At 76.1% G+C, this 23,588-nt stretch carries 23 protein-coding genes; 9 read left to right on the top strand and 14 right to left on the bottom strand.

Annotation, left to right across the window (positions count from 1 at the left end; genetic code table 11):
- Positions 1-15: 15 nt before the first annotated feature.
- The gene (locus tag QSK52_RS14010; protein WP_285736339.1) at positions 16-2,178 is read left to right on the top strand and encodes a 3-hydroxyacyl-CoA dehydrogenase NAD-binding domain-containing protein; all 2,163 of its coding nucleotides are present in this window, start codon (positions 16-18) and stop codon (positions 2,176-2,178) included.
- Here the strand turns inward: QSK52_RS14010 and QSK52_RS14005 are convergent.
- From QSK52_RS14005 to QSK52_RS13990, 4 genes are all read right to left on the bottom strand, one after another.
- Positions 2,172-2,912, bottom strand: a complete 741-nt coding sequence (locus tag QSK52_RS14005) for a MerR family transcriptional regulator (RefSeq protein WP_285736338.1) — start codon at positions 2,910-2,912, stop codon at positions 2,172-2,174. The genes QSK52_RS14010 and QSK52_RS14005 overlap by 7 nt on opposite strands.
- A 65-nt stretch (positions 2,913-2,977) precedes the next feature.
- Positions 2,978-3,997, bottom strand: a complete 1,020-nt coding sequence (locus QSK52_RS14000) for an isopenicillin N synthase family dioxygenase (RefSeq protein ID WP_285736337.1) — start codon at positions 3,995-3,997, stop codon at positions 2,978-2,980.
- A 212-nt stretch (positions 3,998-4,209) separates the two neighbouring features.
- Entirely contained in the window at positions 4,210-4,770 is a 561-nt protein-coding gene (locus QSK52_RS13995) for a DinB family protein (protein ID WP_285736336.1), read from the bottom strand.
- 72 nt (positions 4,771-4,842) lie between these two features.
- Positions 4,843-5,892, bottom strand: a complete 1,050-nt coding sequence (locus QSK52_RS13990; RefSeq protein ID WP_285736335.1) for a zinc-binding alcohol dehydrogenase family protein — start codon at positions 5,890-5,892, stop codon at positions 4,843-4,845.
- A gap of 110 nt (positions 5,893-6,002) precedes the next feature.
- Here QSK52_RS13990 and QSK52_RS13985 point away from each other — a divergent pair, with 110 nt between their 5' ends.
- Positions 6,003-6,596, top strand: coding sequence for a TetR/AcrR family transcriptional regulator (locus QSK52_RS13985; RefSeq protein WP_285736334.1), 594 nt, complete (start codon positions 6,003-6,005; stop codon positions 6,594-6,596).
- Between the two features lie 36 nt (positions 6,597-6,632).
- Here the strand turns inward: QSK52_RS13985 and QSK52_RS13980 are convergent, their stop codons facing one another.
- The 3 genes from QSK52_RS13980 to QSK52_RS13970 form a co-directional block, all read right to left on the bottom strand.
- Positions 6,633-6,938, bottom strand: a complete 306-nt coding sequence (locus tag QSK52_RS13980) for a hypothetical protein (RefSeq protein ID WP_285736333.1) — start codon at positions 6,936-6,938, stop codon at positions 6,633-6,635.
- Between the two features lie 171 nt (positions 6,939-7,109).
- Entirely contained in the window at positions 7,110-7,364 is a 255-nt protein-coding gene (locus QSK52_RS13975) for a hypothetical protein (RefSeq protein ID WP_285736332.1), read from the bottom strand.
- 130 nt (positions 7,365-7,494) lie between these two features.
- The gene (locus tag QSK52_RS13970) at positions 7,495-7,953 is read right to left on the bottom strand and encodes a GNAT family N-acetyltransferase (RefSeq protein ID WP_435053257.1); all 459 of its coding nucleotides are present in this window, start codon (positions 7,951-7,953) and stop codon (positions 7,495-7,497) included.
- 127 nt (positions 7,954-8,080) lie between these two features.
- Here QSK52_RS13970 and QSK52_RS13965 point away from each other — a divergent pair, with 127 nt between their 5' ends.
- The gene (locus tag QSK52_RS13965; RefSeq protein ID WP_285736330.1) at positions 8,081-9,127 is read left to right on the top strand and encodes an MDR family NADP-dependent oxidoreductase; all 1,047 of its coding nucleotides are present in this window, start codon (positions 8,081-8,083) and stop codon (positions 9,125-9,127) included.
- Positions 9,128-9,198: 71 nt separating this feature from the next.
- Complete coding sequence (locus QSK52_RS13960) at positions 9,199-9,564, top strand: MerR family transcriptional regulator (RefSeq protein WP_285736543.1); 366 nt, start codon at positions 9,199-9,201, stop codon at positions 9,562-9,564.
- An 87-nt stretch (positions 9,565-9,651) separates the two neighbouring features.
- Here QSK52_RS13960 and QSK52_RS13955 read toward each other — a convergent pair whose 3' ends face one another.
- Together QSK52_RS13955 and QSK52_RS13950 are read right to left on the bottom strand one after the other, a co-directional pair.
- The gene (locus QSK52_RS13955; protein WP_285736329.1) at positions 9,652-10,497 is read right to left on the bottom strand and encodes a hypothetical protein; all 846 of its coding nucleotides are present in this window, start codon (positions 10,495-10,497) and stop codon (positions 9,652-9,654) included.
- A 221-nt stretch (positions 10,498-10,718) separates the two neighbouring features.
- Positions 10,719-13,133 carry an excinuclease ABC subunit UvrA gene (locus tag QSK52_RS13950; RefSeq protein WP_285736328.1) on the bottom strand — a complete coding sequence of 805 codons (2,415 nt, stop codon included), beginning with the start codon at positions 13,131-13,133 and terminating at the stop codon, positions 10,719-10,721.
- Between the two features lie 135 nt (positions 13,134-13,268).
- On the opposite strand from QSK52_RS13950, the gene QSK52_RS13945 reads away from it, so the two are divergent.
- Positions 13,269-15,536, top strand: a complete 2,268-nt coding sequence (locus tag QSK52_RS13945; RefSeq protein WP_285736327.1) for a hypothetical protein — start codon at positions 13,269-13,271, stop codon at positions 15,534-15,536.
- On the top strand, positions 15,526-16,887 hold the full coding sequence (locus QSK52_RS13940) for a hypothetical protein (protein ID WP_285736326.1): 1,362 nt from the start codon (positions 15,526-15,528) through the stop codon (positions 16,885-16,887). The genes QSK52_RS13945 and QSK52_RS13940 overlap by 11 nt, the downstream gene beginning before the upstream one ends.
- Before the next feature lie 28 nt (positions 16,888-16,915).
- Here QSK52_RS13940 and QSK52_RS13935 read toward each other — a convergent pair whose 3' ends face one another.
- On the bottom strand, positions 16,916-17,374 hold the full coding sequence (locus QSK52_RS13935) for a hypothetical protein (RefSeq protein ID WP_285736325.1): 459 nt from the start codon (positions 17,372-17,374) through the stop codon (positions 16,916-16,918).
- A 68-nt stretch (positions 17,375-17,442) separates the two neighbouring features.
- On the opposite strand from QSK52_RS13935, the gene QSK52_RS13930 reads away from it, so the two are divergent.
- On the top strand, positions 17,443-18,171 hold the full coding sequence (locus tag QSK52_RS13930) for an SDR family oxidoreductase (protein ID WP_285736324.1): 729 nt from the start codon (positions 17,443-17,445) through the stop codon (positions 18,169-18,171).
- 9 nt (positions 18,172-18,180) lie between these two features.
- Here QSK52_RS13930 and QSK52_RS13925 read toward each other — a convergent pair whose 3' ends face one another.
- Entirely contained in the window at positions 18,181-19,797 is a 1,617-nt protein-coding gene (locus tag QSK52_RS13925) for a multicopper oxidase family protein (RefSeq protein WP_285736323.1), read from the bottom strand.
- An 88-nt stretch (positions 19,798-19,885) separates the two neighbouring features.
- Here QSK52_RS13925 and QSK52_RS13920 point away from each other — a divergent pair, with 88 nt between their 5' ends.
- Positions 19,886-20,539, top strand: a complete 654-nt coding sequence (locus tag QSK52_RS13920) for a tetratricopeptide repeat protein (protein WP_285736322.1) — start codon at positions 19,886-19,888, stop codon at positions 20,537-20,539.
- A gap of 62 nt (positions 20,540-20,601) precedes the next feature.
- Here QSK52_RS13920 and QSK52_RS13915 read toward each other — a convergent pair whose 3' ends face one another.
- Positions 20,602-21,390, bottom strand: coding sequence for a TIGR03084 family metal-binding protein (locus QSK52_RS13915; RefSeq protein WP_285736321.1), 789 nt, complete (start codon positions 21,388-21,390; stop codon positions 20,602-20,604).
- Between the two features lie 162 nt (positions 21,391-21,552).
- On the opposite strand from QSK52_RS13915, the gene QSK52_RS13910 reads away from it, so the two are divergent.
- Positions 21,553-22,194, top strand: coding sequence for an NAD(P)-dependent oxidoreductase (locus tag QSK52_RS13910; RefSeq protein WP_285736320.1), 642 nt, complete (start codon positions 21,553-21,555; stop codon positions 22,192-22,194).
- 13 nt (positions 22,195-22,207) lie between these two features.
- On the opposite strand, the gene QSK52_RS13905 is transcribed toward QSK52_RS13910, so the two are convergent.
- Both QSK52_RS13905 and QSK52_RS13900 read right to left on the bottom strand, forming a co-directional pair.
- Positions 22,208-22,648, bottom strand: a complete 441-nt coding sequence (locus QSK52_RS13905) for a hypothetical protein (protein ID WP_285736319.1) — start codon at positions 22,646-22,648, stop codon at positions 22,208-22,210.
- Positions 22,649-22,757: 109 nt separating this feature from the next.
- A complete protein-coding gene (locus QSK52_RS13900) occupies positions 22,758-23,540 on the bottom strand; it encodes a dioxygenase family protein (RefSeq protein WP_285736318.1) in 783 nt (260 codons plus the stop codon).
- Positions 23,541-23,588: the final 48 nt, after the last annotated feature.

Here is a 23,588-nt window from a genome sequence, read left to right as displayed (position 1 = left end):
AAGGACTTCACAGACATGACCGACGTGAGCAGCCCCATCCGCTGGGAGCAGGACCAGGACGGCGTGGTCACCCTCGTCCTCGACGACCCCGCCCAGTCCGCCAACACCATGAACGCCGCGTTCACCGACGCCCTCGAAGGGGTGGTCGAACGGCTGGCCGCCACCGAGGAGCTGACCGGCGTCGTCGTCACCTCGGCGAAGAAGACCTTCTTCGCGGGCGGCGACCTCAAACTGCTCTCCGCCGCCGGGCCCGAGGACGCCGAGCGGGTGTTCACCGACTCGATGCGGATCAAGCGGGCGCTGCGCCGGCTGGAGACGCTCGGCAAGCCGGTGGTCGCCGCGATCAACGGCGCGGCCCTCGGCGGCGGCCTGGAGATCGCCCTCGCCTGCCACCACCGGATCGCCTTGGACGCCCCCGGCAGCAGGATCGGCCTGCCCGAGGTCACCCTCGGCCTGCTGCCCGGCGGCGGCGGAGTGGTGCGCACCGTGCGGATGCTCGGCATCGCCGACGCCCTGCTCAAGGTGTTGCTGCAGGGGCAGCAGTACCGCCCGGCGCAGGCCCTGGAGCACGGCCTGGTGCACGAACTCGCCGCCACCGCCGAGGAGATGGACGCCAAGGCGCGCTCCTTCATCGCCGCCCACCCGACCAGCCTGCAGCCCTGGGACGCCAAGGGCTACAAGATCCCCGGCGGGACGCCCAGCACCCCGGCGTTCGCCGCCAACCTGCCCGCCTTCCCCGCCAACCTGCGCAAGCAGCTGAACGGCGCGCCCTACCCGGCGCCGCGCAACATCCTGGCCGCGGCCGTGGAGAGCAGCCAGGTCGACGTGGACACCGCGTTCGCGATCGAGGCCCGGTACTTCACCGAACTCGCCTGCGGGCCCACCTCCAAGAACATGATCCGGGCCTTCTTCTTCGACATGCAGGCCGTCAACTCCGGTGCATCACGGCCGAGTTCGGCGCCGGAGCGGAAGGCCGCGAAGGTCGCCGTGCTGGGCGCGGGCATGATGGGCGCGGGCATCGCGTACTCCTGCGCCAAGGCGGGCCTGGAGGTCCTGCTCAAGGACGTCACCCGGGAGGCCGCCGAACGCGGGAAGGCCTACAGCGCGGGCCTGCTGGACAAGCAGGTGGCGCGCGGCCGGATGACCGGGGAGGAGCGCGCCGCGTTCCTGGACCGGATCACCCCGACCGCGGACGCCGCCGACCTGGCGGGCTGCGACACCGTCATCGAGGCGGTCTTCGAGAACCCCGAGCTCAAGCACAAGGTCTTCCAGGAGGTCCAGCACGTGGTCGCGCCCGACGCGCTGCTGTGCTCCAACACCTCCACCCTGCCGATCGGCCTGCTCGCCGAGGGCGTCGAGCGGGCCGCCGACTTCGTCGGCCTGCACTTCTTCTCGCCCGTCGACAAGATGCCGCTGGTCGAGATCGTCCGCGGCCCGCGCACCGGCGACGAGGCCCTGGCCCGGGCCTTCGACCTGGTCCGGCAGATCCGCAAGACCCCGATCGTGGTCAACGACTCCCGCGGCTTCTTCACCTCCCGGGTGATCGGCCAGTTCCTCAACGAGGGCGTCGCGATGGTCGGCGAGGGCCTCGACCCGTCCTCCGTCGAGCAGGCCGCCGCCCAGGCCGGCTACCCCGCCAAGGTCCTCGCGCTGCTGGACGAGCTCACCCTCACCCTGCCGCGCAGGATCCGCGACGAGACCCGGCGCGCCGTCGAGGAGTCCGGCGGCACCTGGACCGCCCACCCCGGCGAGGCCGTCATGGACCGGATGCTCGACGAGTTCGACCGCCCCGGCCGCAGCGGCGGCGCGGGCTTCTACGAGTACGTCGACGGGCGCCGCACCCGCCTCTGGCCCGGCCTGCGCGAGCACTTCGCGCGCGAGGGCGCGGAGATCCCGTTCGAGGACATGAAGGAGCGGATGCTGTTCGCCGAGGCGATCGACTCGATCCGCTGCCTCGACGAGGGCGTCCTCACCTCCGCCGCCGACGCCAACATCGGCTCCATCCTCGGCATCGGCTTCCCCGCCTGGACCGGCGGCGTCCTGCAGTACGTCAACGGCTACCCCGGCGGCCCGGCCGGCTTCACCGCCCGCGCCCGCGAACTCGCCGCCGCCTACGGCGAACGCTTCACCCCGCCCGCCTCCCTGGTCGCCCTCGCCGAGAGCGGCGGCCGCTACTGACCCTCCGCCCGGCCCGCCCCCTCCTCCGGGTGGGGGCGGGCCAGTTCCTCCGCCAGCGAGCGCTGGAACGCCGTCACCAGCGCCTGCACCACCATCGGCTGGATGCGGTCCGTCAACTCCCGCATCCGCTCCAGCTCCGCGGGCTCCGGCCCGCTCTCCCGGTACGGGCGCCACACCGTGTCCCGGAACAGCCGGTGCAGGTCGTGCGCCGTCGCCCGGCTGTGCAGCCGCACCACCGCCCGCGCCGCCAGCAGCGTCTCCAGCGGGATCGGCACGTCCAGCACCCGCACCCCCAGCGGCAGCAGGCCCGGGTCGACCTTGAACACCCCGGGGTCGTCCGTGCGGTGCAGCGCGCCCATCGCCGTCAGCGAGTCCAGGTCCGCGTCCGACAGCGCCCGCCCGGCCCGCCGCTCCACCTGCTCCCGGCTCGCCTCCTCGGCCGACTCCGGCGTCCAGGACGCCACCAGCGCCCGGTGGATCGCCAGGTCCAACTCCCCTACGTCCTGCGGCAGTTGCGCCAGGTACCGCTCGATCGCGGCCAGCGTCAGCCCCTGCCGCTGCAACTCCTCGATCAGCTCCAGCCGCCCCAGGTGCTCGGCCCCGTACCACCCCACCCGCCGGGCTCCCAGCTCCGGCGGCGGCAGCAGCCCCTTCGCCCCGTAGAACCGTAGCGTCCGCACCGTCACCCCGGCCCGCCCCGCCAGCTCCTCCACCGTCCACCGCGGCCCGTCCACCACACCGACCCCCAGCCCGACCCCACTGTGACAGCAGCAGTGTCGCACCCGTCGGGGCGCGGGCGCTACGACGTCCGGCCGAGCAGTTCGGGGTGGTGGCGCCTGGTGACTGCGGGGTGGGCGCGGGAGTAGCCCTTCAGTTCGTTCGTGCCGAATTCGGCGTGCAGGGGATTCGAAGGGTCCTGGGTGATGCCGGGGGCGTGGTGGGCGTGCGGGAACTCCAAGGGGGCGATGTGGGCGTCGAGGCGGGGGTTGAAGAAGAACGGGACGGAGAAGCGCTCGCGGGCGCCGGGCGGGGACAGCACGCGGTGGGAGGTGGCCCGCAGGTAGCCGTCGGTGGCGACCTCCAGCAGTTCGCCGAGGTTGACGACGAAGGCGCCCTCCAGCGGGGGGACGTCGAGGAAGGTGCCGTCGGGGCGTTCGACCTGGAGGCCGCCGACGGTGTCCTGCAGGAGCAGGGTGATGAAGCCGTAGTCCTTGTGGGTGCCGACGCCCTGCGGGGGGCCGTCGGGGGCGGTGCCGGGGTAGCGGACCAGCTTGAGGTGCAGGTGGGGGTGCGGGGCGAAGGCGTCGTCGTAGAAGTCGGGGCGGGCGCCGATCGAGGCGAGCAGCTCGTGCAGCAGGCGGTGGGCGACGCCGTCGAGCCGGTCGATCCAGTGCAGGGCGGCGGGGCGCAGCTCGGGCAGGGCGGGCGGCCACTGGTTGGGGCCCTCCAGCCACCAGTACGCGGGCTCGCCCGGCGCCGGGACGTGCGGGGGCAGCTCGGGGCCGATGTCGAGCTGGTCGCGCCAGTCGCGGCGGCCGCCGGTGTGCTCGTCGCCGGTGCGGGTGTAGCCGCGGAAGTGCGGCGAGTTGAGGTTGCTGACGGCCAGCCGGTCGGCCTCCGGGAGGGCGAAGAAGGCGTGCATCGCGGAGGTCAGGGCGGCGGTCTCGGCGGGGGTGACGCCGTGGCCGGTGAGCTGGAAGAAGCCGACCCCGGTCGCGGCCGCGCGCAGCTCCCGGTGCAGGCGGGCCCGGTCGGCGGGGGTGCCGTCGGCGAGCGAGAGGTCGACGACGGGGAGGGAGGTGGGGTGCTGCTGCGTCATGGGGGTGGGTCCGCGGGGGTGGCGACGGGGGAACGGGGCGGGGCCGGCCGGGGCGGACGGGCGGGCCGGCGGCGCGCGGTGGCGCGCTGCGGGCCCGGGCGTCGGCGGCCGACGAGGAGGGGCACCCGTTCAAGGCTACGCCCGGGAACCCCCGGCGGCAGCGGGAGTTCCCGGGCGCAGCGGCCGGTCCGGTGCCCGGCCCGGCGGCCGGTTCAGTAGCCGGTGGCGCCGTCGATGCGTTCGCGCAGCAGGTCCGCGTGCCCGTTGTGGCGGGCGTACTCGGCGAGCAGGTGGACCAGGATGCGGCGCAGCGAGACCGGCTTCCCGGTGGCCTTGTGCACGCCGGTGGCGTCCAGCGAGGGGGCGTCGGCGACGATCCGGCGGGAGACCTCGACCTGGGCGCGCCAGGTGGCGAAGGCCTCGTCGAAGTCCCCGTCGAGGTGCTCGAAGTCCTGGTTCGGGTCGTCGTCCGAGTAGTACAGCACCGGCCGGGACTCGTCCCCGGCGAACTGGATCTGCAGCCACCACTGCTCGACCCCGGCCAGGTGCCGGACCAGGCCGTGCAGGGTCAGCCCGGACGGCGGCACCAGGAACTCCGACAGCCGCCCGGTCGGGACGCCCGCGCACTTCAGCGCGAAGGTCTCGCGGTGGAACTCCAGGTACGCCAGCAGGACCTCGCGCTCGTCGCCGACCAGCGGCGGGTCGGTGCGGGCCGCGGCGTCGGACCAGGCGGGGGAGAAGTTCTGCGGCGAGGTGGTGGGTTCATCGCTCATCGGGCCAGCCTGCCAGCCGCCGCCGACAGCGGGCGGGAGCGCGACGGGGCGGGCGGGAGCGCGGCGGGGCGCTCAGAGGGTGACGACCAGTTTCCTCGCGGAGACGCCCTTCCTCAACTCCCGCAGGGCGTCGGGGACGGCGGCCAGGCCGTGGCCGACGACGAGGGCGTCCGGTGCGGCGCGGTAGGCGCCGGAGGCGAGCGCGGCGGGCAGGAAACCGGTGTAGACGGCCGGTCCGACCTCGTTGTCCTTCAGGGTGCCGCCCCAGATGCTGCTCACCCGCACCCCGCGCCACCGCGCCAGCCACCCCGGGACGCGGGTGAGCACCGCGGGCCGGGCCGAGGCGATCCGCCCGCTGCCCGTGGCCCGGGCCGCGACCGGGACGGTCCGGCGGAGCGAACCGGCGCCGATCGCCAGGGTGCCCGCGAGCGGTCCGTCGCCGATCAGGTCGAGCAGTTCCGCCACGGCGGTGGGGCTGTTGCGGTCGACGGCGTGGGCCGCGCCCAGGGAACGGACGAGGTCGAAGTTGTGCGGGGACGAGGTGGCCAGGACCCGGTAGCCCGCGTTGCGGGCGAGCTGGACCGCGTTGGTCCCGACGCTGGTCGAGGCGCCCCAGACGAGCACCGTCTCCCCGCGCTCGGCGGGCCCGGCCCCGGGCAGCGCGAGACCGAGGTGGTCCGGCTGGAACAGGCCGGTCGCGGCGGTCGACAGGGCCAGCGGCAGCACGGCGGCCTGCGGCAGGGGCAGTGACCCGGGCACGGGGGAGGTCATGTGCTCCAGCAGGACGGCGTAGTGCTGGAAGGCGCTCTCGGCCGGCCGGTTGCGGGACGCGTCGACCCCGAACGCGTGCCCGAGGACGCGGTCCCCCGGGCGCAGCCGGGTCACCCCGGGGCCGGTCTCGACGACCTCGCCCGCGACGTCCGAGCCCACGACGGCGGGGAAGGCCAGCCAGGGCAGGGCCAGCCGGTAGAGGAAGCCGGGCAGGCCGTCGATCGGGTTCACGGCGACCGCCCGCACCCGGACGACCACCTCGCCCGCCGCGGGCGGGGTGTAGGGCGCGGGCCCCACCTCGAAGGGCGCGCCCGGCTTCGGCAGCCACAGTGCGGTGTTCGGGTGCGTCATCTCCGGGCCTCTTCCCCTCGGTGCGCCGCGTCGGCGCGTCGGCGTCCGGCCCCGAGACTAGGCAGTGTCTAGAAACTAGTCAATGACTACTTCCGGATAGGATGGCGCGCATGTCCCAGCGGCCCTTCCACCACGGCAACCTCCGCGCCGCCCTGCTCGAACGGGCGGAGGCGGTGCTCCGCGAACGCGGCCTGGACGCACTGTCCCTGCGCGAGCTGGCCCGCGAGGCGGGCGTCAGCCACGGGGCCCCGCGCAGCCACTTCCCCGACCGCGCCGCCCTGCTCGACGCGCTCGCGGAGCGCGGCTTCCTCCGGCTCGACGAGGAGATCCGCCGAGCCGCCGTCCGCGAACGGGACGACCACGCGCGCACCCTGCGCGCCGCCGCCTCGGCCTACCTGGGGTTCGCCGTCCGGGAGCCCGCCCTGCTCGACCTGATGTTCGCGACCAAGGTCGACGAACCCCCGGAGGCGGTCCGCAGCGCCGCGGAACGCCTGTTCGCCACCATGTCCGGCCTCATGGACGCGGGCGTCGCGGCGGGCGCCTACCCGGCCTCCGACGTCGCCCGGCTCACCCTGCTGCTGTCCGCGACCGTCCAGGGCGCCTCGACGCTCGTCGCCTCCCGGCGGATCACGGCCGACCAGGGCGAGGCCCTCATCGGCGACGCGATCGCCCTCCTGTGCTCCGGCGCGGCCGCCGGACGGTGACCGGGCCGCTGCCGGACGGTCGTCGGGCCGTCGCGGTCAGCGCTTCGCGCGGCGGCCGCCGACGGCTCCGGCCACGAGCGGCGCCGGCGCCGCCGGCACCAGCAGCAGCGCCAGGAGGGCGAACGGCCGTTCCCACGGCGACGGCACCAGGCGGAAGACGCCCAGGCAGGCCGGGCCCGACCCCGGCGGCACCACTGTCAGCCGCGCCCGCCGGAGCAGCCGCAGGCCGGAGAACTCCACGCCCCGGCGGCGCGTCGACTGCTGCAGGCGCACCCCGAACCGGACCACGCCGCCCCCGGTCGCGACCTGCGCCGCCGCCACCGCCACGCCCGCGATCGACACCGGCCCTCCCCCTTCCGCCGGGGAGACGGGCGGGCGGAAAGGAGAGCGGGTGCGCCGCCGGAACGGAAGCCGGTGGCGGGGAGGGGGCGGTGGCGGGGAGGAGGCGGTGGCGGCGCTCCCGGCGGACGCGGCGGTGCTGAACTGCGCGACCGCACGCCCGCGCGGCGGCGCTTACCGCCGTTCCGGGTCCGGGCCCGCGGCCGCGCCCGGACCGTCCGCGTCGTCCGCGTCGTCCGCGTCGGGCGCACCGGTGCGGCGGGCGGCGTCGGCGGTGGCGTCGTAGCCCTCCTGCGGGCCGCGGGCCTCCGGGGCGGGCTCGCGGGTCGGCCGGACTCCGGCGGCCCGGTCCCCGTAGCGGCGGTCGCCCTCGGCGTCCGGGCGCTCCCGGCCCGGGTCCTCGGGCGCGGGGTCGCGGCGTGCGGTCATCGGAGCCTCCTCGGTTGCGGGGCGTGCGGTCCCGGCCTCCCGGCTACCCGGCCGCCCGGCGGGCAATCCGGCGACCGACCCGGTGCCCCTCCGGGCGGTCGGAAGCGTCGCACCGGCACGGCGCGCACCGTCACAGCGCACGCCGGTACACCTGGCGCGAGCCGCCCTCCGGGCCCGGGGCGGCGGCCTCGGCGGGGGAGAAGCCCAGGCGCTCGTAGAAGGCCCGGGCGCCGCCGACCACCGCGCCCGGGTGGTCCGCGCCGAAGGTCACCACCTCGACCGTCCGGACCTCCGCCGGGCAGCGGGACAGCGCCTCGGCGACCAGGGCCCGGCCGAGGCCCAGGCCGCGCGCCGCGGCGTCCACCACCAGCCAGTGCAGGTGGCACACCGGCGGGTGGTGGCCGACCAGCAGGCCGCCCAGCACGGCGGGGCCGTCGGCGGCCACCAGGGCACTGCCGCGGTCCAGTTGGCGGGCGACGGCGGCGTGGAAGTCCGGCTCGCCGACCATCGGCCCGAACCAGTGCTCCACCTGCCCGGCCAGCCGCACCAGCCCGGCCGCGTCCGCCGGCCGCCCCGTGCGCACCTGCACCGTTCCGTCCAACTCGCTCTCCTCCCAATGTCGTTGACGTGAAGCGCGCGGCGCCCCTTGACCCTGACCCGCGGGTCAAGGGCTAGCGTTCCGGCACCGTCGTCCGGTCCGACCCGAGGAGCCGTCCATGAGTGTGCCCGCAACCGTCCGCGAGATCCGCCTCGCCCGCCGCCCGCAGGGCCGTCCGGTCGCCGCCGACCTGGTGGTGGTCGAGACGCCCGCCCCGGAACCCGCGGCGGGCCAGGTCCTGCTGCGCAACCGGTGGTTCCTGCTGTTCGCCGGGCTGGCGACGCTGCTCGGCGAGACCCCGCCGGGCGCGCCGTGGCCGTCGATCGAGCCCGGCGGCACCCTGTTCGGGCCCGCCGTCGCGGAGGTGGTCGACGCCCCGGCGGACAGCGGGCTGCGCCCCGGCGAGCTGGTCGTGCACTTCCGCGGCTGGCGCGAGTACGCGGTGGCCGAACCGGCCGAACTCACCCCGCTCACCGAGGAGTTGGACGATCCGGCGGCACACCTCGCACCCGGCTCGGTCGGCTACGGGGTGCTCACCCGCACCGCGCCCGTCCGCCCCGGCGACACCGTGCTGGTCACCGGCGCGGCCGGCGGCGTCGGCACCCTGGCCGGCCAGACCGCCCGGCTGCTCGGCGCGGGCACCGTCATCGGTACCACCGGCTCCCCGGCCAAGGCCGAACGGCTGCGCGAACTCGGCTACGACGCCGTGCTGGTGGACGAGCGGACCGGCGACGCGTCCGACCGCGCCGCCCGCTTCGCCCGGCAGCTCGCCGGGGCCGCGCCCGACGGCATCGACCTGCTGGTCGACAACGTCGGCGGCCACCAGGCCGAGGCGGCCCTCGCCGCCGCCCGCCCCGGTGCCCGCGCCGCCCTGGTCGGCGTGCTCTCCGGGCAGTTCGGCGACGACCCGGCCGCGCACCCCCCGCTGCGCCTGGACGCCTTCCGGCTCATCGTCAAGGGCGTGCAGGTGACCGGCAGCGGGAGCGCCGGGCAGGGTGAGGCGGAGGCCGCCTGGCGACCCCGCTTCGGCGCCTGGCTGCGGGAGGGCCGGATCACCTTCCCGCACGTCCGGGTGCACGGCCTGGAACGGGCCCCGCAGGCTTTCCAGGAGATGGCCGAGGGACGGCACTTCGGCACGGTGCTGGTGGAACTGCCCGCGGAATGACCGGGCACCGCCGCTGGTTCCACGGACCATCGGCACACCGGCCGGCGGGAGGGCGCACGGACATGACGCACATGCGGATCGGGGACGCGGCGGCGGCCGCCGGAGCCACGCCCAGGGCGCTGCGCCTGTACGAGCAGCGCGGCCTGCTGCCGCCGCCCGCCCGCAGCACCAGCGGCCAGCGCCGCTACGACAGCACGGACGTGGCCCGGGTCCGGGTGATCCGCACCCTGCTCTCGCTCGGCCTCACCATCGAGGACCTCCGCGCCCACGCCGAGTCCTTCGACCTGCTGGTCGCCGACCCGGCCCGCCGCTGCGCGAACGACTCCGGCGGCCCGGTGGTCCGTCGCCGCCTGGCCGCCCTGGACGCCGAGATCGCCCGCCTCACCCGCCTGCGCGCCGCCCTGGCCGCCGCGGCGCTCCGCCCGGCCACCGACTGACGCCCACAACCGACTGACGCCCACGACCGACCGGCGTCCGTCGGCCGGCGTCCACCGACCGGCGTCCGTCGACCGAAGGGCCTGCGGTCAGCCCGCGTGGTGCCGGGCCAGCAGGACCGCCTCCCGGCGCAGCGCCCCGTCGCCGGTGCGCTCGGCCGCGGCGAGGAGCTCGCCGGGGAAGGCGGCCTGCAGGTCGGGCCGGTGGTCGAGCAGGCCGTAGGTGGCCCAGAGCAGGTGCTCGCGGGTCAGCGGGTCGGGGCGGTTCGGGGCGTACCAGACGTTCGCGAAGCGGGGGCGCAGCGCGGGGTCGGTGAGCAGGGTGAGGAGTCGCCCGAGGTGGCGGACGGGCAGGTCGGGGTCGAAGGCGGCGGAGGCGTGCACGGCGGCGGCGTACAGCGCCGGGTGGTCCTCGGTCAGGGTCTCGGCGAGGACGGCGCGGGCGCCGGTGGTGCCGGTGGCGGCCAGGGCCAGCAGCAGGGAGAGCCGGACGGACGGGTCGTCCTCGGTGCGCCACAGGCCGAGCAGGGTGGCCGGGTCGGGGGCGAGCGGGAGGGCGGCGCGGCGGACGGCCGGGTCCGGGTCGGCGAGCAGCGGGAGGGCGCCCGACCGGTGCCGGGCGGCGAGGTCGGGGGCGGCGCGCAGCAGGCGGGCGACCAGGGCGGTCAGCGGGGCGCGGGTGGCGCCCATGCCCGGCTCGGTGGCGAGGGCGAGCAGCAGCGGCAGGGCGACGTGCGCGGCGGACGGGGCGGGCAGCCCCGGCTCGGGGACGAGGCAGTGCAGCAGTTCGCAGTCCTCGGCGCGGCCGTCCGGCCCGGCCAGTGCGAGGCGGTGCAGCACCCGCGGCACCATCGTCGCCGGGCTCGACCAGTGCGCGGTCTCCAGGCCCTCCCAGAGGGCGTCGTCCAACGCGGTCAGCGGTATGTCGGTGGTCATGCGCTCCCCCGTACTCCGTGGTGCCCAGTGAAGTCGTGCCCCGTGAAGATCGGCTGTCATTCTCGGCGGGGGCCGCCGTGCTGTCGTGGGGATTCCCGGCCCGGGACGAAAACTTTGCCGAGGTGATGCGGGGGAGTGATGGAGGGTCACCCACGGGATCGGCACGGTGGCCGACCGTCGCCGCGGCAGCGCGGTGACGGTCGGCCGGTGGTGACGGGCGGTCAGGCGCCGACGTACTCGGCGAGGTGCCGTCCGGTCAGGGTGCTGCGGTCGGCGACCAGGGCGGCGGGGGTGCCCTCGAAGACGACCCGGCCGCCGTCGTGGCCCGCGCCGGGGCCGAGGTCGATGATCCAGTCGGCGTGCGCCATCACGGCCTGGTGGTGCTCGACGACGATCACCGACCTGCCCGAGTCGACCAGCCGGTCGAGCAGGCCGAGCAGCTGCTGGACGTCGGCGAGGTGCAGCCCGGCGGTGGGCTCGTCCAGCACGTAGACGCTGCCCTTCTCGGCCATCTGCGCGGCCAGCTTGAGGCGTTGGCGCTCGCCGCCGGAGAGGGTGGTGAGCGGCTGGCCGAGCGTCAGGTAGCCGAGGCCGACGTCGGAGAGCCGCTTCAGGACGGTGTGCGCGGCGGGGGTGCGGGCCTCGCCGGTGCCGAAGAACTCCTCGGCCGCGTCCACCGACATCGCCAGCACCTCGGCGATGTTCCGGCCGCCGAGCCGGTACTCCAGCACCGCGGCCTGGAAGCGCCTGCCCTCGCACTCCTCGCAGGCCGTCGCGACCCCGGCCATCATGCCCAGGTCGGTGTAGACCACGCCCGCGCCGTTGCAGGCCGGGCAGGCGCCCTCGGAGTTGGCGCTGAACAGGGCGGGCTTGACCCCGTTCGCCTTGGCGAAGGCCTTGCGGATCGGCTCCAGCAGGCCCGAGTACGTCGCCGGGTTGGAGCGCCGCGAGCCGCGGATCGGGCTCTGGTCGATCGCCACCACCCCGTCCGGGACGGCCCCGCCCGCCAGCGCCGCGCCGCTGACCAGCGAGCCGTGCACCAGCGAGCTCTTGCCCGAGCCCGCCACGCCCGTCACCGCCACCAGCACGCCCAGCGGCACGTCCACGTCGACCTTGCGCAGGTTGTGCGCGTCGGCCCCGCGGATCTCCAACGCCCCGGTGGGGGTGCGCACCTCGGTCTTGAGCACGGCCCGGTCGTCGAAGTGCCGCCCGGTGACGGTGCCGCTGACCCGCAGCCCGGCCACGTCGCCCTCGAAGCACACCTCGCCGCCCGCCGACCCGGCGCCGGGGCCGAGGTCGACCACGTGGTCGGCGATCGCGATGGTCTCCGGCTTGTGCTCGACCACCAGCACCGTGTTGCCCTTGTCGCGCAGTCGGCGCAGCAGCCCGTTCATCCGCTGGATGTCGTGCGGGTGCAGCCCGGTGGTCGGCTCGTCGAAGACGTACGTGACGTCGGTCAGCGAGGAGCCCAGGTGCCGGATCATCTTGACCCGCTGCGCCTCGCCGCCGGAGAGCGTCCCGGCGGGGCGGTCCAGCGAGAGGTAGCCGAGGCCGATGCCGGTGAAGGAGTCCAGCAGCTGGGCCAGCGACTCCAGCAGCGGGCGCACCGAGGGCTCGTCCAACTCCCGCACCCAGTCCGCGAGGTCGCTGACCTGCATGGCGCAGGCGTCGGCGATCGAGAGGCCCCGGATCCTCGAGGAGCGGGCGGCCGCGCTCAGCCGGGTGCCGTCGCAGTCCGGGCAGGTGGTGAAGGCGACGGCGCGGTCCACGAACGCCCGGATGTGCGGCTGCAGGGCGGCCCGGTCCTTGGCCAGCATCGACTTCTGGATCCGCAGGACCAGGCCCTCGTACGTCATGTTGATCCCGGCGATCTTCATCCGGACCGGTTCGCGGTACAGGAGGTCGTGCCGCTCCTGCTCGGTGTACGCGTCGATCGCCTTGTCCGGGTCGACCAGGCCGGACTCGGTGTACAGCCGGTAGTTCCAGCCGCCCGGCTTGTAGCCCGGGACGGTCAGCGCGCCCTCGTTGAGCGACTTCGAGCCGTCGAACAGCTCGCCCAGGTCGATGTCCGAGACGCTGCCGCGCCCCTCGCAGCGCGGACACATCCCGCCCGCCCGCCCGAACGTCCGCTCCTCGGTGGTCGCCCCCTCGCCGCGCTCCACCGTGATCGCGCCCGCGCCGTGCACCGTCGGCACGTTGAAGGAGAACGCGGGCGGCGGGCCGACGTGCGGGTCGCCGAGGCGGCTGAACAGGATCCGCAGCATCGCGTTGGCGTCCGTCGCGGTGCCCACCGTCGAGCGCGGGTCGGCGCCCATCCGCTGCTGGTCGACGACGATCGCCGTGGTCAGGCCCTCCAGCACGTCCACCTCGGGGCGGCTCAGGGACGGCATGAAGCCCTGCACGAAGGCGCTGTACGTCTCGTTGATCAGCCGCTGCGACTCCGCCGCGACCGTTCCGAACACCAGCGAGCTCTTGCCCGAGCCCGACACCCCGGTGAACACCGTCAGCCTGCGCTTGGGCAGTTCCACGCTGACGTCCTTCAGGTTGTTCACCCGGGCCCCGTGCACCCGGATCAGGTCGTGGCCGTCCGCCGGGTGCCGCCCGTCCCCGCCGCCCGTCCGTGCCGCGCCGCTCATCGTCCTCGTCCCTCCGTCCGCGGCGCCCGTGGCGGCGCCGCCGCCCCGATCCAACCACCCGGAACCGACGGGCGCCGGTTCTCGTCCCCACCAAGCGCGGGTAAAGTGACCGGCCGAACCACCCGGGAGGCACCGATGCGCACGCAGGAGCGGATACCGGACCGGCGGCGGCCCACCGCGCGGACGGCCCCGGGCGTCGCGCTCGCCGCCACCGCGCTGGCCGCACTGGTGCTGCTCGGCACCACCGCCCCGACCGCCGCGGCCGACCCGGGCCCCGCCCCGAGCGCGAGCACCGGCGTCGGCACCGGCACGCCCGCGTCCGGCCAACTGCCCGCCGAGGCACCGCAGTCCGAGCGGCTGGCCGCCGAGCTGCGCAAGGACCCGGTCTACGTCTCGGCCGACCTGCCGCGCCAGGTGCCCCGCTCGATGGCGCCCCGGTTCGCGGCCGTCGCGAAGCGCATCGGCGTGCCCACCTACGTCCTGGTGCTGCCCGACGCGGACCGCACCACGCTCGCCCAGGTGCACGACCGGCTCGGCGTCGACGGCCTGTACGTGCTGGTCGAGAAGTACGGCGGCGTCACCGTCTCCGCGTTCGGCGTCGACCTGCCCGCCGAGGCCGCCGCCCGGATCGCCAACCACGAGGTGTCGTACGACGCCGGGCCGCTCGCCCGGTTCAGCGCCTTCGCCGACAAGGTCGTCCAGGACGAGGCGCAGGTCAACGCCGAGGTCGAGGAGATCTACCGCAACCACGACGACGAGACGCCCCGGCAGTACATCTCCAGCACCGACCGGGAGAACCAGAACCTGCTGCTCGGCCTCGCCCTGGTGCTCCTCCCCGGCCTGCTGCTCGCCCTCGGCCTGCGGCTCTCCCGCCGCCGCGGCACCTGGCCCGCCCCCGCGCCGCTGCGCCGCCCGGTCCCGCTCGGCAAGCGGCCCGTCCCGCTCGGCAAGCGGTCGGCCGTCTCCCCGGCCAAGACCGGGAAGGGCGCGAGGACCTCCGTCGTCAAGCGCCCGCAGCCCGCCGGGCCCGCCCCCGCACCGCTGCGCCGCGGCGTGCTGGCGGCGACCCTGCTGGCCGCGCTCGCCGCCGCGCTCGGCGTGGTGCTCGCCGCGCCCGCGGTCTTCCCGCAAACCATCGACGACCCCGACCTCACCGTCACCCGGGCCGACCTGGACGCCCGCGCCACCGAGGCCGCCGCCGCGCTCGCCGCCGACGGCGTCTACCAGGACGCCTCCGCCCCCAACCCGCTCACCACCGAGCAGTTGGCGGCCGTCCGGCAGCGGGTGTCCGACCTCGCCGCCAAGACCCCGGTGCACCTGCTGTTCACCTCCTCCAACAGCGACGACGAGAGCGAGGGCGACGGCGGGACCCTGCTCGCCCAGGTCCGCCGCCACACCGGCCGGGACGGCGTGTACGTGCAGGTCGACCCGGTCAACGGATACCTGCAGCTCGCCGAGTACGGCCCCGTCGCGACCGACGTCGAGCGCCGGTTCTCGCGCGCCGACCTCCGCTACCCCGACCGCAGCACCGACTCCGACGACCTGAAGCTCCCCGAGCGGCTGAACACCGTCCTGGACGAGGTCGCCGCCGCCCAGCCCACCGGCCGCACCGGCAACAGCGCCGAGGGCTCCGAACTGCCCGAGCTGCGCAGCAACAAGTTGCCGCCGCTGTTCAGCAACGACTTCGGGCCCGGCCTCTTCCTCGGCGCGCTGCTGCTCGCCGTCCTGGTGCTGCTCGGCTGGGCCGCGATCGCCGCCACCCAGGCCGTGCTGCGCGCCCGGCGCACCCGGGCCGCCGACCCGTCCCCGGCGCCGTCCGTCACCGGACCCCGCCGCCTCGCCGCCCGGCCCACCGCCCGCCAACTGCGCTCCTGGGCCGCCGAGGACGCCCGCGCCCTGGCCGCCCGGCTCGCGGCCGCCGACCAGGACGCCCCCGGCCGGGCCCGCGCCTGGGACTGCCTGGACGCCGCCGAACTCCTGCTCGGCGGGGACGGCGGCCGCACCGCCGACCCGTCCGACCTGGCCGCCGCCGTCGCCCTCGCCCGCGCCGGGACCGACGCCCTCACCGGGCGCCCCGACCCGCTGCTGTGCCGCGCCAACCCGCTGCACGGCGCCGCCAACGGCGGCAAGGCCCCGTTCTGGTTCGCCTCCGTCGACCTCGGCCCCAAGTCCGCCCGGGTCTGCCCCGACTGCCGGGACGCCTTCCGCCGCAGCGGCGCCGACCGCTCCACCGCCGACCGGACCGCCCGCCGCTTCGAGGCCGACCAGCGGCTGCTGCGGGTCCCCGACCCGGACGGCCGCAGCAGCACCGTCTGGCACGAGGCCGGACAGGTCCTGCCGGCCGCCCTCGACGGCCTCGACGCACTCATCCTCAGGGCCAGGGAGTCCGCCAGTGTCCAGTGACCGCCCCACCACGACGACGCCCCGCCCGCTCGTGCGGCCGCTGACCGCGCGGTCGACGGCGCTGCTGACGGCCCTGCTGCTGGCCTGCACCGTCCTGCTCGGCACCGGCGCCCCCGCCGCCCGGGCCGCCGACCCCACCCCCGCCACCACGGCCACCGGCGCGAGCATCGCCGCGGCGCTGAAGACCTCCCCGGTGTACGTCGACCCGGCCTACGCCGCCGCCGTCACCCCCGCCCAGCAGCAGCAGCTCGCCGAGCAGATCGCCGCCACCGGCCTGCCGATCAAGGTGGTGCTGGTGCCGCTGGAGAAGGGCGACGCCTTCGACGGCGACGACCGGGCGATGGCCTCCGTCGTCCAGGAACGCCTCGGCCAGAGCCCGCTGATCATGATCACCAGCAGCTACGGCAGCTGGCTCAGCGGCTACGAGTGGCCCGTCGGCGACACCCACCAGGCCCGCGACGCGGCCTCCGCCGTCGGCCTGCTCAAGGAGCTCAAGGACGCCGGACTGGCCGCCAAGGTCGGCCGGGCGGTCGAGCTGATCGGCACCGGCAAGGGCACCGAGGTCTACCGGGCCGAGTCCGACCGCCTCGACCGCGAACGCTCGGCCCGCCCGCGGACCGAGGACCGCGCCGACGACACCCCGTCCGGCTCCTCGCTCACCAGCGGCCCGTTCGCGATCGCCGCGGTGCTGGTGCTCGCCCTGGTCGTCGGCTCCGCCCTGCTGGTCCGCAGCCGCCGCCGCCCCCGGCACACCGCCTTCACCTTCCCCGACGCGGTGTTCGCCGCCGACCGGGCCGCCGACGAGGCCGGGCTGCGCCGCCGGGCCGCCGACGAGGTCCTCGCCCTCGGCACCGCCCTGGACGGCGCCGACGGCGCCACCACCCCCGGCCTGGGCCGCGCCCTGGACGCCTACGACGCCGCCGGACGGGTCCTCGACGCCGCCGACGGCCTCCCCGACCTGGCCGGCGTCCTCGCTCTCGCCGCCGAGGGACGCGCCGCCCTCGCCGACGGACCCCGCCTGCCGCTCTGCTTCTTCGACCCCCGCCACGGTACCGCCGCCCGCCGCACCACCTGGCGGCCCCTCGGCCGCCGCGAACGCGTCGACGTCGCCGTCTGCGCGGACTGCGCCCAGGCCCTCAAGGCCCGCCGCTCCCCGCAGGTGCTCGCCGTCCGCGACCAGGGCCGCACCGTCCCGTACTTCGAGGTCCCCGCCGAGCGCAGCCTCTGGGCCGCCACCGGCTACGGCTCCCTGCTCTCCGGCCCGGACGACACCCTCGCCGCCCGCGTCACCTCCGGCGAGTTCACCCGCACCAGCGGCCGCCGCCGACGGGCCGCCGACCACCAGGACTGACCCGTCGGGGCAGCCGTCCGCGGGCCGTTCAGGCGTTCAGCGTCCACGGCCAGTCGGCCGCCCGGCCCGCGGGACCCGGCAGCGTCTCGGCGGCCACGCCCTGACCGGTCAGCCGTGCGCACAGCCAGGCCGCCTCGGCGGGCGTCCCCGCCAGTCCCTCCCCGGCCAACTGCCGCGCCAAGTCGGCGGCCTGCGCCAGCGTCACCGGCCAGGCCGCCCGCACCACCCGCAGCACCGCGACGCGCCCCGCCCCGGCCGGTCCGGTCAGCCGGACCAGGACCGGCCCGTGCTGCTCCAGCAGCGGGCCGCGGACCCAGGCGGGCGCGTCCTCGTGCCCGTAGTCCAGACAGAGGCTCAGCTCGCAGGCCGGGCACCAGAGGTCGGCGTCCCAGCACAGCCGCCCGTCCCGGACGGACTGCCCCACCCCCTGGGCGGCCGTCGCCCCGCACGCGCACGGCACCTCGACCTCCGCACCCCAACCGTCCACCCCGGCCCCTTCCGTCCGCCCCGGTATCTTCGCCCGTGGATCATCCACCACCGAACGGGGGACCACCGATGGAGCTGACCGACCGCGTCCTGGTCGTCACCGGCGCGGGCCGCGGCACCGGCCGCGCCCTCGCCCTGCGGGCCGGACGCCTCGGCGCCAGGGTCCTGCTCTCCGCCCGCTCGGAGCGGACGGCCCGCGCCGTCGCCGCCGAGGTCACCGCCGACAGCGGCGCGGACGCCGAGGGCCTGCCCTGCGACCTGGCCGACCCCGCCTCGGTCCGGGACTTCGCCGCCGCGGTCGCCGCCCGCACCGACCGGGTCGACGTCCTGGTCAACAACGGCGCCCGCTACCTGCCCGGCACCGACCTGCTGGACGCCGACGACGAGGCGGTCGCCGACACCATCGCCTCCACCGCCACCGGCACCGTCCTGCTCACCCGCCACCTGCTGCCCCTGCTGCGCGCCTCCGCCGCCGCCGACGTGGTCAACCTGGTCTCCGGCGTCGCCGAACCCCGCAACCACCGCTCCGACTCGCACCCCGCCTTCTACGCCGCCAAGGCCGCCCAGGCGGGCTTCGCCGACGTCCTCTCCGCGCGGCTGCGCCCCGAGGGCATCCGGGTGATCTCGCTCTACCCGCCCGACTTCACCGACGCCGACCCGCTCGACCCGTCCTGGGACACCGCCCCGCGCACCGCGGCCGACCCGCTCACCGCCCAGTCGGTCACCGACTGCGTGCTGTTCGCGGTCTCCCAGCCCCGGGACTGCTTCATCCGCTCCTTCCACTTCGAGCAGCTGTAGCGGCCCGCCTCACGGGTCGACGTACTGCACGGTCTGCATCATGCCGAGGTCCTCGTGGTGCAGCTGGTGGCAGTGCGCGATGGCGCGGCCGGTGAAGTCCTCGTAGCGGACCAGGAAGGTCACCGACTCGCCGGGCGTGCCGCCCGCCAGGCCGACGGTGTCGTGCCAGACCGGCGGGTCCAGCCGGACGCCGCCCCGGTGGGTGACCAGGAACGGGTTGGTGTGCAGGTGGAAGGGGTGGTTGAAGCCGGGGGCGGTCTCGCCGGTGCGCACCGTCCAGCGCTCCGTCCGCCCCAGCGGGAGCACGTGGTTGACGTAGTCGGGGTCGTACAGGCCGTACGCCGGGTCGCGGCCGAGGTCGCCGCCCGGGTCGGCGGGCGGGGTGGGGTGGCTGCCGAGGACGCGGAAGGCGTCCGGGAAGGGCTGCGGGAAGACGTTCGGGTCGACGTGGAAGAGCACCTCCCGGTCCGGGCCGGTGACCTCCCGCTCGTCGAGGAACGGCCGCCCCGGCGGCAGGGCGCACGGCAGGCCCATCGGCGGGACGACCGGCTCGCCCGCCACCTCGACGGTCAGCAGCGGCTCCGGCACCCGCTCCGCGCGCAGCTCGTACCGGCCGGGCGCGCCGCCGCGGACCAGCACGTCCACCCGGTTGCCCATCACCAGCTCGACCAGCTGCGCGGGCACCGGGGCGGGCAGCGTCACCCCGTCCTGGGCGATCCGGTGCAGCGTCAACCCGCCCGCGGGGCCGACGAGTCGCAGCCTGAGCGCGGTGAACGCGGTGGCCCCCACCAGCCGCCAGCGCTGCACCTCGCCGGGCCGCAGCGCCAGCACCGGGTTGACCGCGCCGTTGACGGTGAACACCGACGGCACCCCGGTCATCCAGGCGCCCGAGGTGAACGGCGGCACCCGCCCGTCGCGCAGCTTGAGCTCGTTGACGCACACCACCACGTCCGCGGCGGCCCGGACCTCCGGCACCTCGTCGACGTCCCCCTCCACCACGATCACCCCGGCCATGCCCCCGGCCAACTGCTCGGCGGTGGAGCCGTGCAGGTGCGGGTGGTACCAGTACGTCCCGGCCGGGTGGTCGGCCGGGACGTGCACGGCCGAGGTGTAGCGCGGCTCCGGGTCGCCGTCCGCGGCGCGCGGCGCGAACTCCCGCAGCACGTTGTCGGCGTGCCCGGACGGGGAGACGTGCAGCCCGTGGGTGTGCAGGTTGAAGCTGTTGGGCCGGTGCGCCATCCGGGCCCCGCGGTGGTCGTGGACGGGGTTCGGCGGCAGCCCGTTGACGTGCGTCAGCAGCAGGGTGTCCCCGGCCCGCACCCGCAGCGTCGGCCCGGGGAAGGCCCCGTTGTAGGCGCGGACGGTCACCCGTCCGTGACCCGGCACCGCGACCTCCGCGTACCGGACGTCCAGCACCTGTTCCAGCACCGACGGCACCCGCCCCGGCACCGGCCGCCGGTACGCGGTCACGGGTTGCGGGAACCCGGCCGGCGCCGCGGCCGCCACCGCCCGCCCCGTCCCCGTCCCCGCCCCCGTCCCCGCCACCGACACGAGACCGGCGGCGGCGACCGTCCTGAGCACCGACCGGCGGCTGATCCCGCCACTGATCCCACGACTCTCTCCCATAACCGGGCAATCTAGGACAGAACCCTCTCGCCGCCCGGGGAGCCGCACCGTACGACCCCGTTCGAACGCCGTTGCTACCATGCGGTCCATGACCACGGACGGCAGGATCTCGAAGGCCCAACTCCACTACGAACAGGCCGTGTTCGGCGGCGACTCTGACGCCCTGTCAGTGGCCGACCGCGACCTGGACGCCGTCGAGGCCGACCTCGCCCTGGCCCGCGGCCGGATCGCCCACGCCCGCTACCTGGAGCAGCGCGTCGAGGACGAGCGGGAGCTCGAACTCTTCGAACGCGCGGCCGGGCTGTACCGCGAACTCGGCGACACCCGCGGCGAGGGCGAGGCCAGGTTCTGGATCGGCGCCTTCCACCAGGTCGTCCGCGACGACACCACCGCCGCCCTGCCCGCCCTCGAACGCTCCCTCGCCCTCTCCGTCGCCGCCGGGGACCGCCTCACCGCCTCCTACGCCCGCCGCCACCTCGGCTTCGCCGCCCACCGGGCCGGACGCCTGGACGAGGCCCGCACCCACCTGGAGGAGTCCACCCGCCTGCGCCGCGAGCTGGGCTTCCTCCCCGGTGTGGCCGCCAACCTGGTCGGCCTGGCCCACCTCGCCGCCCAGCAGGGCCGCCCCGAGGACGTCACCGCCCTCCTCCGCGAGGCCGAGGACCTCACCGCGACCCCCGACGCCCGCGGCGTCCGCCGCTGGGTGGACCAGGCCCGCACGGAACTCGCCCCCGCCGGGTAGCACCCGCCCGAGAGGCGCCTGACGGGTGCCCTCCGCCCGGTCGGCGACGGGGCCGCTTCCGCTCAGCCCCGTCGCGGCGCCCGCCCCGGCCCCGGCGGGCCCGCGAAGGCCTGGGCGATCGGCAGCCAGGCCCGGGCGGTGTCGCCCTCCGCGGTCAGGGCCAGGTCGTCCCGGTGGCGGCGCTGGGTGACCAGCAGGCAGAAGTCCAGTGCCGGGCCGCTCACCCGGTCCGCCGCGTCCTCGGGCCCCCAGCACCACGACCCGCCGCCGGGGGAGCGGAGTTCGAACCTGATGGGGGCGTCCGGCGCGGGCCGCCCGTGCGCGGCGAACGCGAAGCCGACGGTGCGCACGCCCAGGTGCGCGACGTGCCGCAGCCGGTCGGTGGGGACGCGTTCCGCGCCGAGCGCGTCCGCGACGTCCTGCCCGTGCGCCCACGTCTCCATCAGCCGGGCCGTCAGCATCGACCGGGCCTTCATCGGCGGCCCGAACCACGGCACCCGCACCTCGGGCGGCACCGCCGACAGCGCCGCCGCGACCTCCAGCCGCCCCGCCCGCCACCGCTCCAGCAGCGCCGCCGGATCCTCCCCGACCCCCTCCGCGGCCCCCCGCTCCACCGCGTCGAACCCGTCCGCGAACTCCTGCCCGAGCGCCCGCCCGAAACCCTCCGGGTCCCGCACCGCGAGCAGCGTCCACCGGTCCGTCCACGCCAGGTGCGACACCTGGTGCGCCACCGTCCACCCCTCCGCGGGCGTCCCCGTCCCCCACCCCGCCGCCCCGGCCCCCACCACCAGGGCCTCCAACTCCGCCCCCTCCGCCAACAGGTCCGCCACCAACCCGTCCACCCGACCCACTCCTCTCCCTCAACGACACCACGACCGCCCCCACCCCTACCCCCCTCCGCCCACCCCGCACCCCTCGCCCCCAGCCCCGCGTAGCGGCTTCCCGTGTCCCCGTGCGTTCACATGGTCTGATGAAACGTCAGGGTCGCGGGTGAGGAGAGCGGGGCTGGTGGCATGCAGGTCGCGGTGATCGGGGCGAACGGCGCGATCGGCCGATGCGTGGTGACCGAGGCGTTGGCGCGGGGGCACCGGGTGACGGCGGTGGTGCGGCGGCCGGAGGAGTACCAGGGGCTGGCGATCAGCGTGGAGCGCGGTGACGTGCTGGACCCGGCGGACGTGGCGCGGGTCGCGGCGGGGCGGGAGGCGGTGGTGAGCGCGGTGGGCGGCGGGGACGGCCCGGGGCGGGGGCGCCTGGTGGAGCCCGCCGCGCACGCGCTGGTCGCGGGGCTGCGGCGGCTCGCGGACGCCGCGCCGCGCCTGCTGGTGGTCGGCAGCGCCGGCAGCCTCCTCACCGCCTCGGGCGCCCCGCTGTGGGACGACCCGTCGGTGACGCCCCGCCAGTTCGAGCTGATGCGTGCGCACGGCCGGGCCCTGGACTACCTGCGCACGGTCCGCGACCTCGACTGGACGGTGCTCAGCCCGCCGCAGAACCTGCTCCCGGGCGAGCGCACCGGCGCCTACCGCTCCGCCACCGACGCCCTGGTGACCACCCCGGACGGCCTGTCCGCCCTCTCGCTGGCGGACCTCGCGGTGGCCCTGGTCGACGAGCTGGAACACCCCGCCCACCACGGCGAACGCTTCACCTGCGCCTACTGAACCCCGTCCCCGGTCAGACGCGCTGCCGGTCGGGGAGGTTGCGGTCCGCCCAGCCCGCTGCGGGAGGGGCTCCTTCGCAGGGGCTGCGCTGCGGCCCGTCGTGTCCGCGGGCGTCCTGCAGGACGGCGTACTGGAAGGCGCCGAGCAGGAGGGCGGCGGGCAGGGCCACGAACAGCAGGCAGCCGCCCGCGCTGATCGGGCGGCTGGTCTCGCGCTGGGTCAGGGCGGCGAGCCGGACGGCCCGGAGGGCGGCGGCGGCGCTCAGCAGGGGGCCCGCCCAGGCCAGCAGCAGGGCGTACCCGGGGAGGCCGGGGCTGTCCAGGCACTGCCCGATCAGGCGCTGCACGTCCCCGTCGGCCCGGAACGCGAACCAGCTGCAGGCCCAGCCCGCGGCCATCGCCGCCAGGCAGTACCTGGCCCGGAACGGACGGCCCGTCCTCGCGGTCTGCGCCATCTCTTCCCGTTCCTCCTCCGTCGCGCGGATCGCCCCGGCGCATTCTGCCGAACGGCGGAGAAGGAGCGTGTAAGGACGGTCCCCGCGGGCGGGGGTGGGGGCGGGGGCGTCAGCCGAGCTGGACGGAGCGCTTGGCCAGGCCCATCCAGAAGCCGTCGATGACGCTGCGCTGCGCGCCGAGGTCGGCCTCGCCCGCGCCGAGGGTGACGAAGAGCGGGGCGAAGTGCTCGGTGCGGGGGTGGGCGAGGCGTCCGGCGGGGGCCTTGTGCTCGAAGTCGAGCAGGGCGTCGAGGTCGCGGGCCTCCAGCGCGCGGCGGCCCCAGTCGTCGAACTCGGCCATCACGGAGGTGACCCGGCCGTCGGGGGAGAGGGCGCGCAGGTTGTGGGTGAAGAAGCCGGAGCCGACGATCAGCACGCCCTCGTCGCGCAGCGGGGCGAGCCTGCGGCCGATCTCCATCAGCCTCTGCGGGTCCAGGGTGGGCAGCGAGACCTGCAGCACGGGAACGTCCGCGTCGGGGTACATCTCGACCAGCGGGACGTACGCGCCGTGGTCCAGCCCGCGGTCCGGCACGTCCTGCACGGGGGTGCCCGGGGCGTTCAGCAACTTGCGGACGGAGGCGGCGAGTTCGGGGGCGCCGGGAGCGGCGTAGCGGACCTGGTAGTAGTGCTCGGGGAAGCCCCAGAAGTCGTACACCAGCGGCACGGTGTCGACCGCGCCGATCGCCAGCGGGGCCTCCTCCCAGTGCGCGGAGACCATCAGGATCGCCTTGGGGCGGGGCAGCTCCGCGGACCAGGCGGCGAGCTGGCCGGGCCACAGGGGGTCGTCGGCGAGCGGGGGAGCGCCGTGCGAGAGGTAGAGAGCGGGCATGCGCTCGGTGGTGGGGGTGCTCATGGGTCCGTCCTCCTGCTGCCGACCTGTAGTTCAAATTTGAACCTTGCA

Source organism: Kitasatospora phosalacinea, assembly GCF_030268885.1.
Lineage (GTDB): Bacteria > Actinomycetota > Actinomycetes > Streptomycetales > Streptomycetaceae > Kitasatospora > Kitasatospora phosalacinea_C.
This window is presented reverse-complemented; position numbering and strand designations above follow the sequence as displayed.

Excerpts from the sequence above, each read along its gene's own strand:
- QSK52_RS13950 (WP_285736328.1), bottom strand. The coding sequence starts at position 13,133 with ATGAGCGGCGCGGCACGGACGGGCGGCGGGGACGGGCGGCACCCGGCG.
- QSK52_RS13900 (WP_285736318.1), bottom strand. The coding sequence starts at position 23,540 with ATGAGCACCCCCACCACCGAGCGCATGCCCGCTCTCTACCTCTCGCAC.
- QSK52_RS13975 (WP_285736332.1), bottom strand. The coding sequence starts at position 7,364 with ATGACCGCACGCCGCGACCCCGCGCCCGAGGACCCGGGCCGGGAGCGC.
- QSK52_RS13995 (WP_285736336.1), bottom strand. The coding sequence starts at position 4,770 with ATGAGCGATGAACCCACCACCTCGCCGCAGAACTTCTCCCCCGCCTGG.
- QSK52_RS13945 (WP_285736327.1), top strand. The coding sequence starts at position 13,269 with ATGCGCACGCAGGAGCGGATACCGGACCGGCGGCGGCCCACCGCGCGG.
- QSK52_RS13985 (WP_285736334.1), top strand. The coding sequence starts at position 6,003 with ATGTCCCAGCGGCCCTTCCACCACGGCAACCTCCGCGCCGCCCTGCTC.
- QSK52_RS14010 (WP_285736339.1), top strand. The coding sequence starts at position 16 with ATGACCGACGTGAGCAGCCCCATCCGCTGGGAGCAGGACCAGGACGGC.
- QSK52_RS14000 (WP_285736337.1), bottom strand. The coding sequence starts at position 3,997 with ATGACGCAGCAGCACCCCACCTCCCTCCCCGTCGTCGACCTCTCGCTC.
- QSK52_RS13960 (WP_285736543.1), top strand. The coding sequence starts at position 9,199 with ATGCGGATCGGGGACGCGGCGGCGGCCGCCGGAGCCACGCCCAGGGCG.
- QSK52_RS13955 (WP_285736329.1), bottom strand. The coding sequence starts at position 10,497 with ATGACCACCGACATACCGCTGACCGCGTTGGACGACGCCCTCTGGGAG.
- QSK52_RS13990 (WP_285736335.1), bottom strand. The coding sequence starts at position 5,892 with ATGACGCACCCGAACACCGCACTGTGGCTGCCGAAGCCGGGCGCGCCC.
- QSK52_RS13965 (WP_285736330.1), top strand. The coding sequence starts at position 8,081 with ATGAGTGTGCCCGCAACCGTCCGCGAGATCCGCCTCGCCCGCCGCCCG.
- QSK52_RS13910 (WP_285736320.1), top strand. The coding sequence starts at position 21,553 with ATGCAGGTCGCGGTGATCGGGGCGAACGGCGCGATCGGCCGATGCGTG.
- QSK52_RS13920 (WP_285736322.1), top strand. The coding sequence starts at position 19,886 with ATGACCACGGACGGCAGGATCTCGAAGGCCCAACTCCACTACGAACAG.
- QSK52_RS13925 (WP_285736323.1), bottom strand. The coding sequence starts at position 19,797 with ATGGGAGAGAGTCGTGGGATCAGTGGCGGGATCAGCCGCCGGTCGGTG.
- QSK52_RS13930 (WP_285736324.1), top strand. The coding sequence starts at position 17,443 with ATGGAGCTGACCGACCGCGTCCTGGTCGTCACCGGCGCGGGCCGCGGC.
- QSK52_RS13905 (WP_285736319.1), bottom strand. The coding sequence starts at position 22,648 with ATGGCGCAGACCGCGAGGACGGGCCGTCCGTTCCGGGCCAGGTACTGC.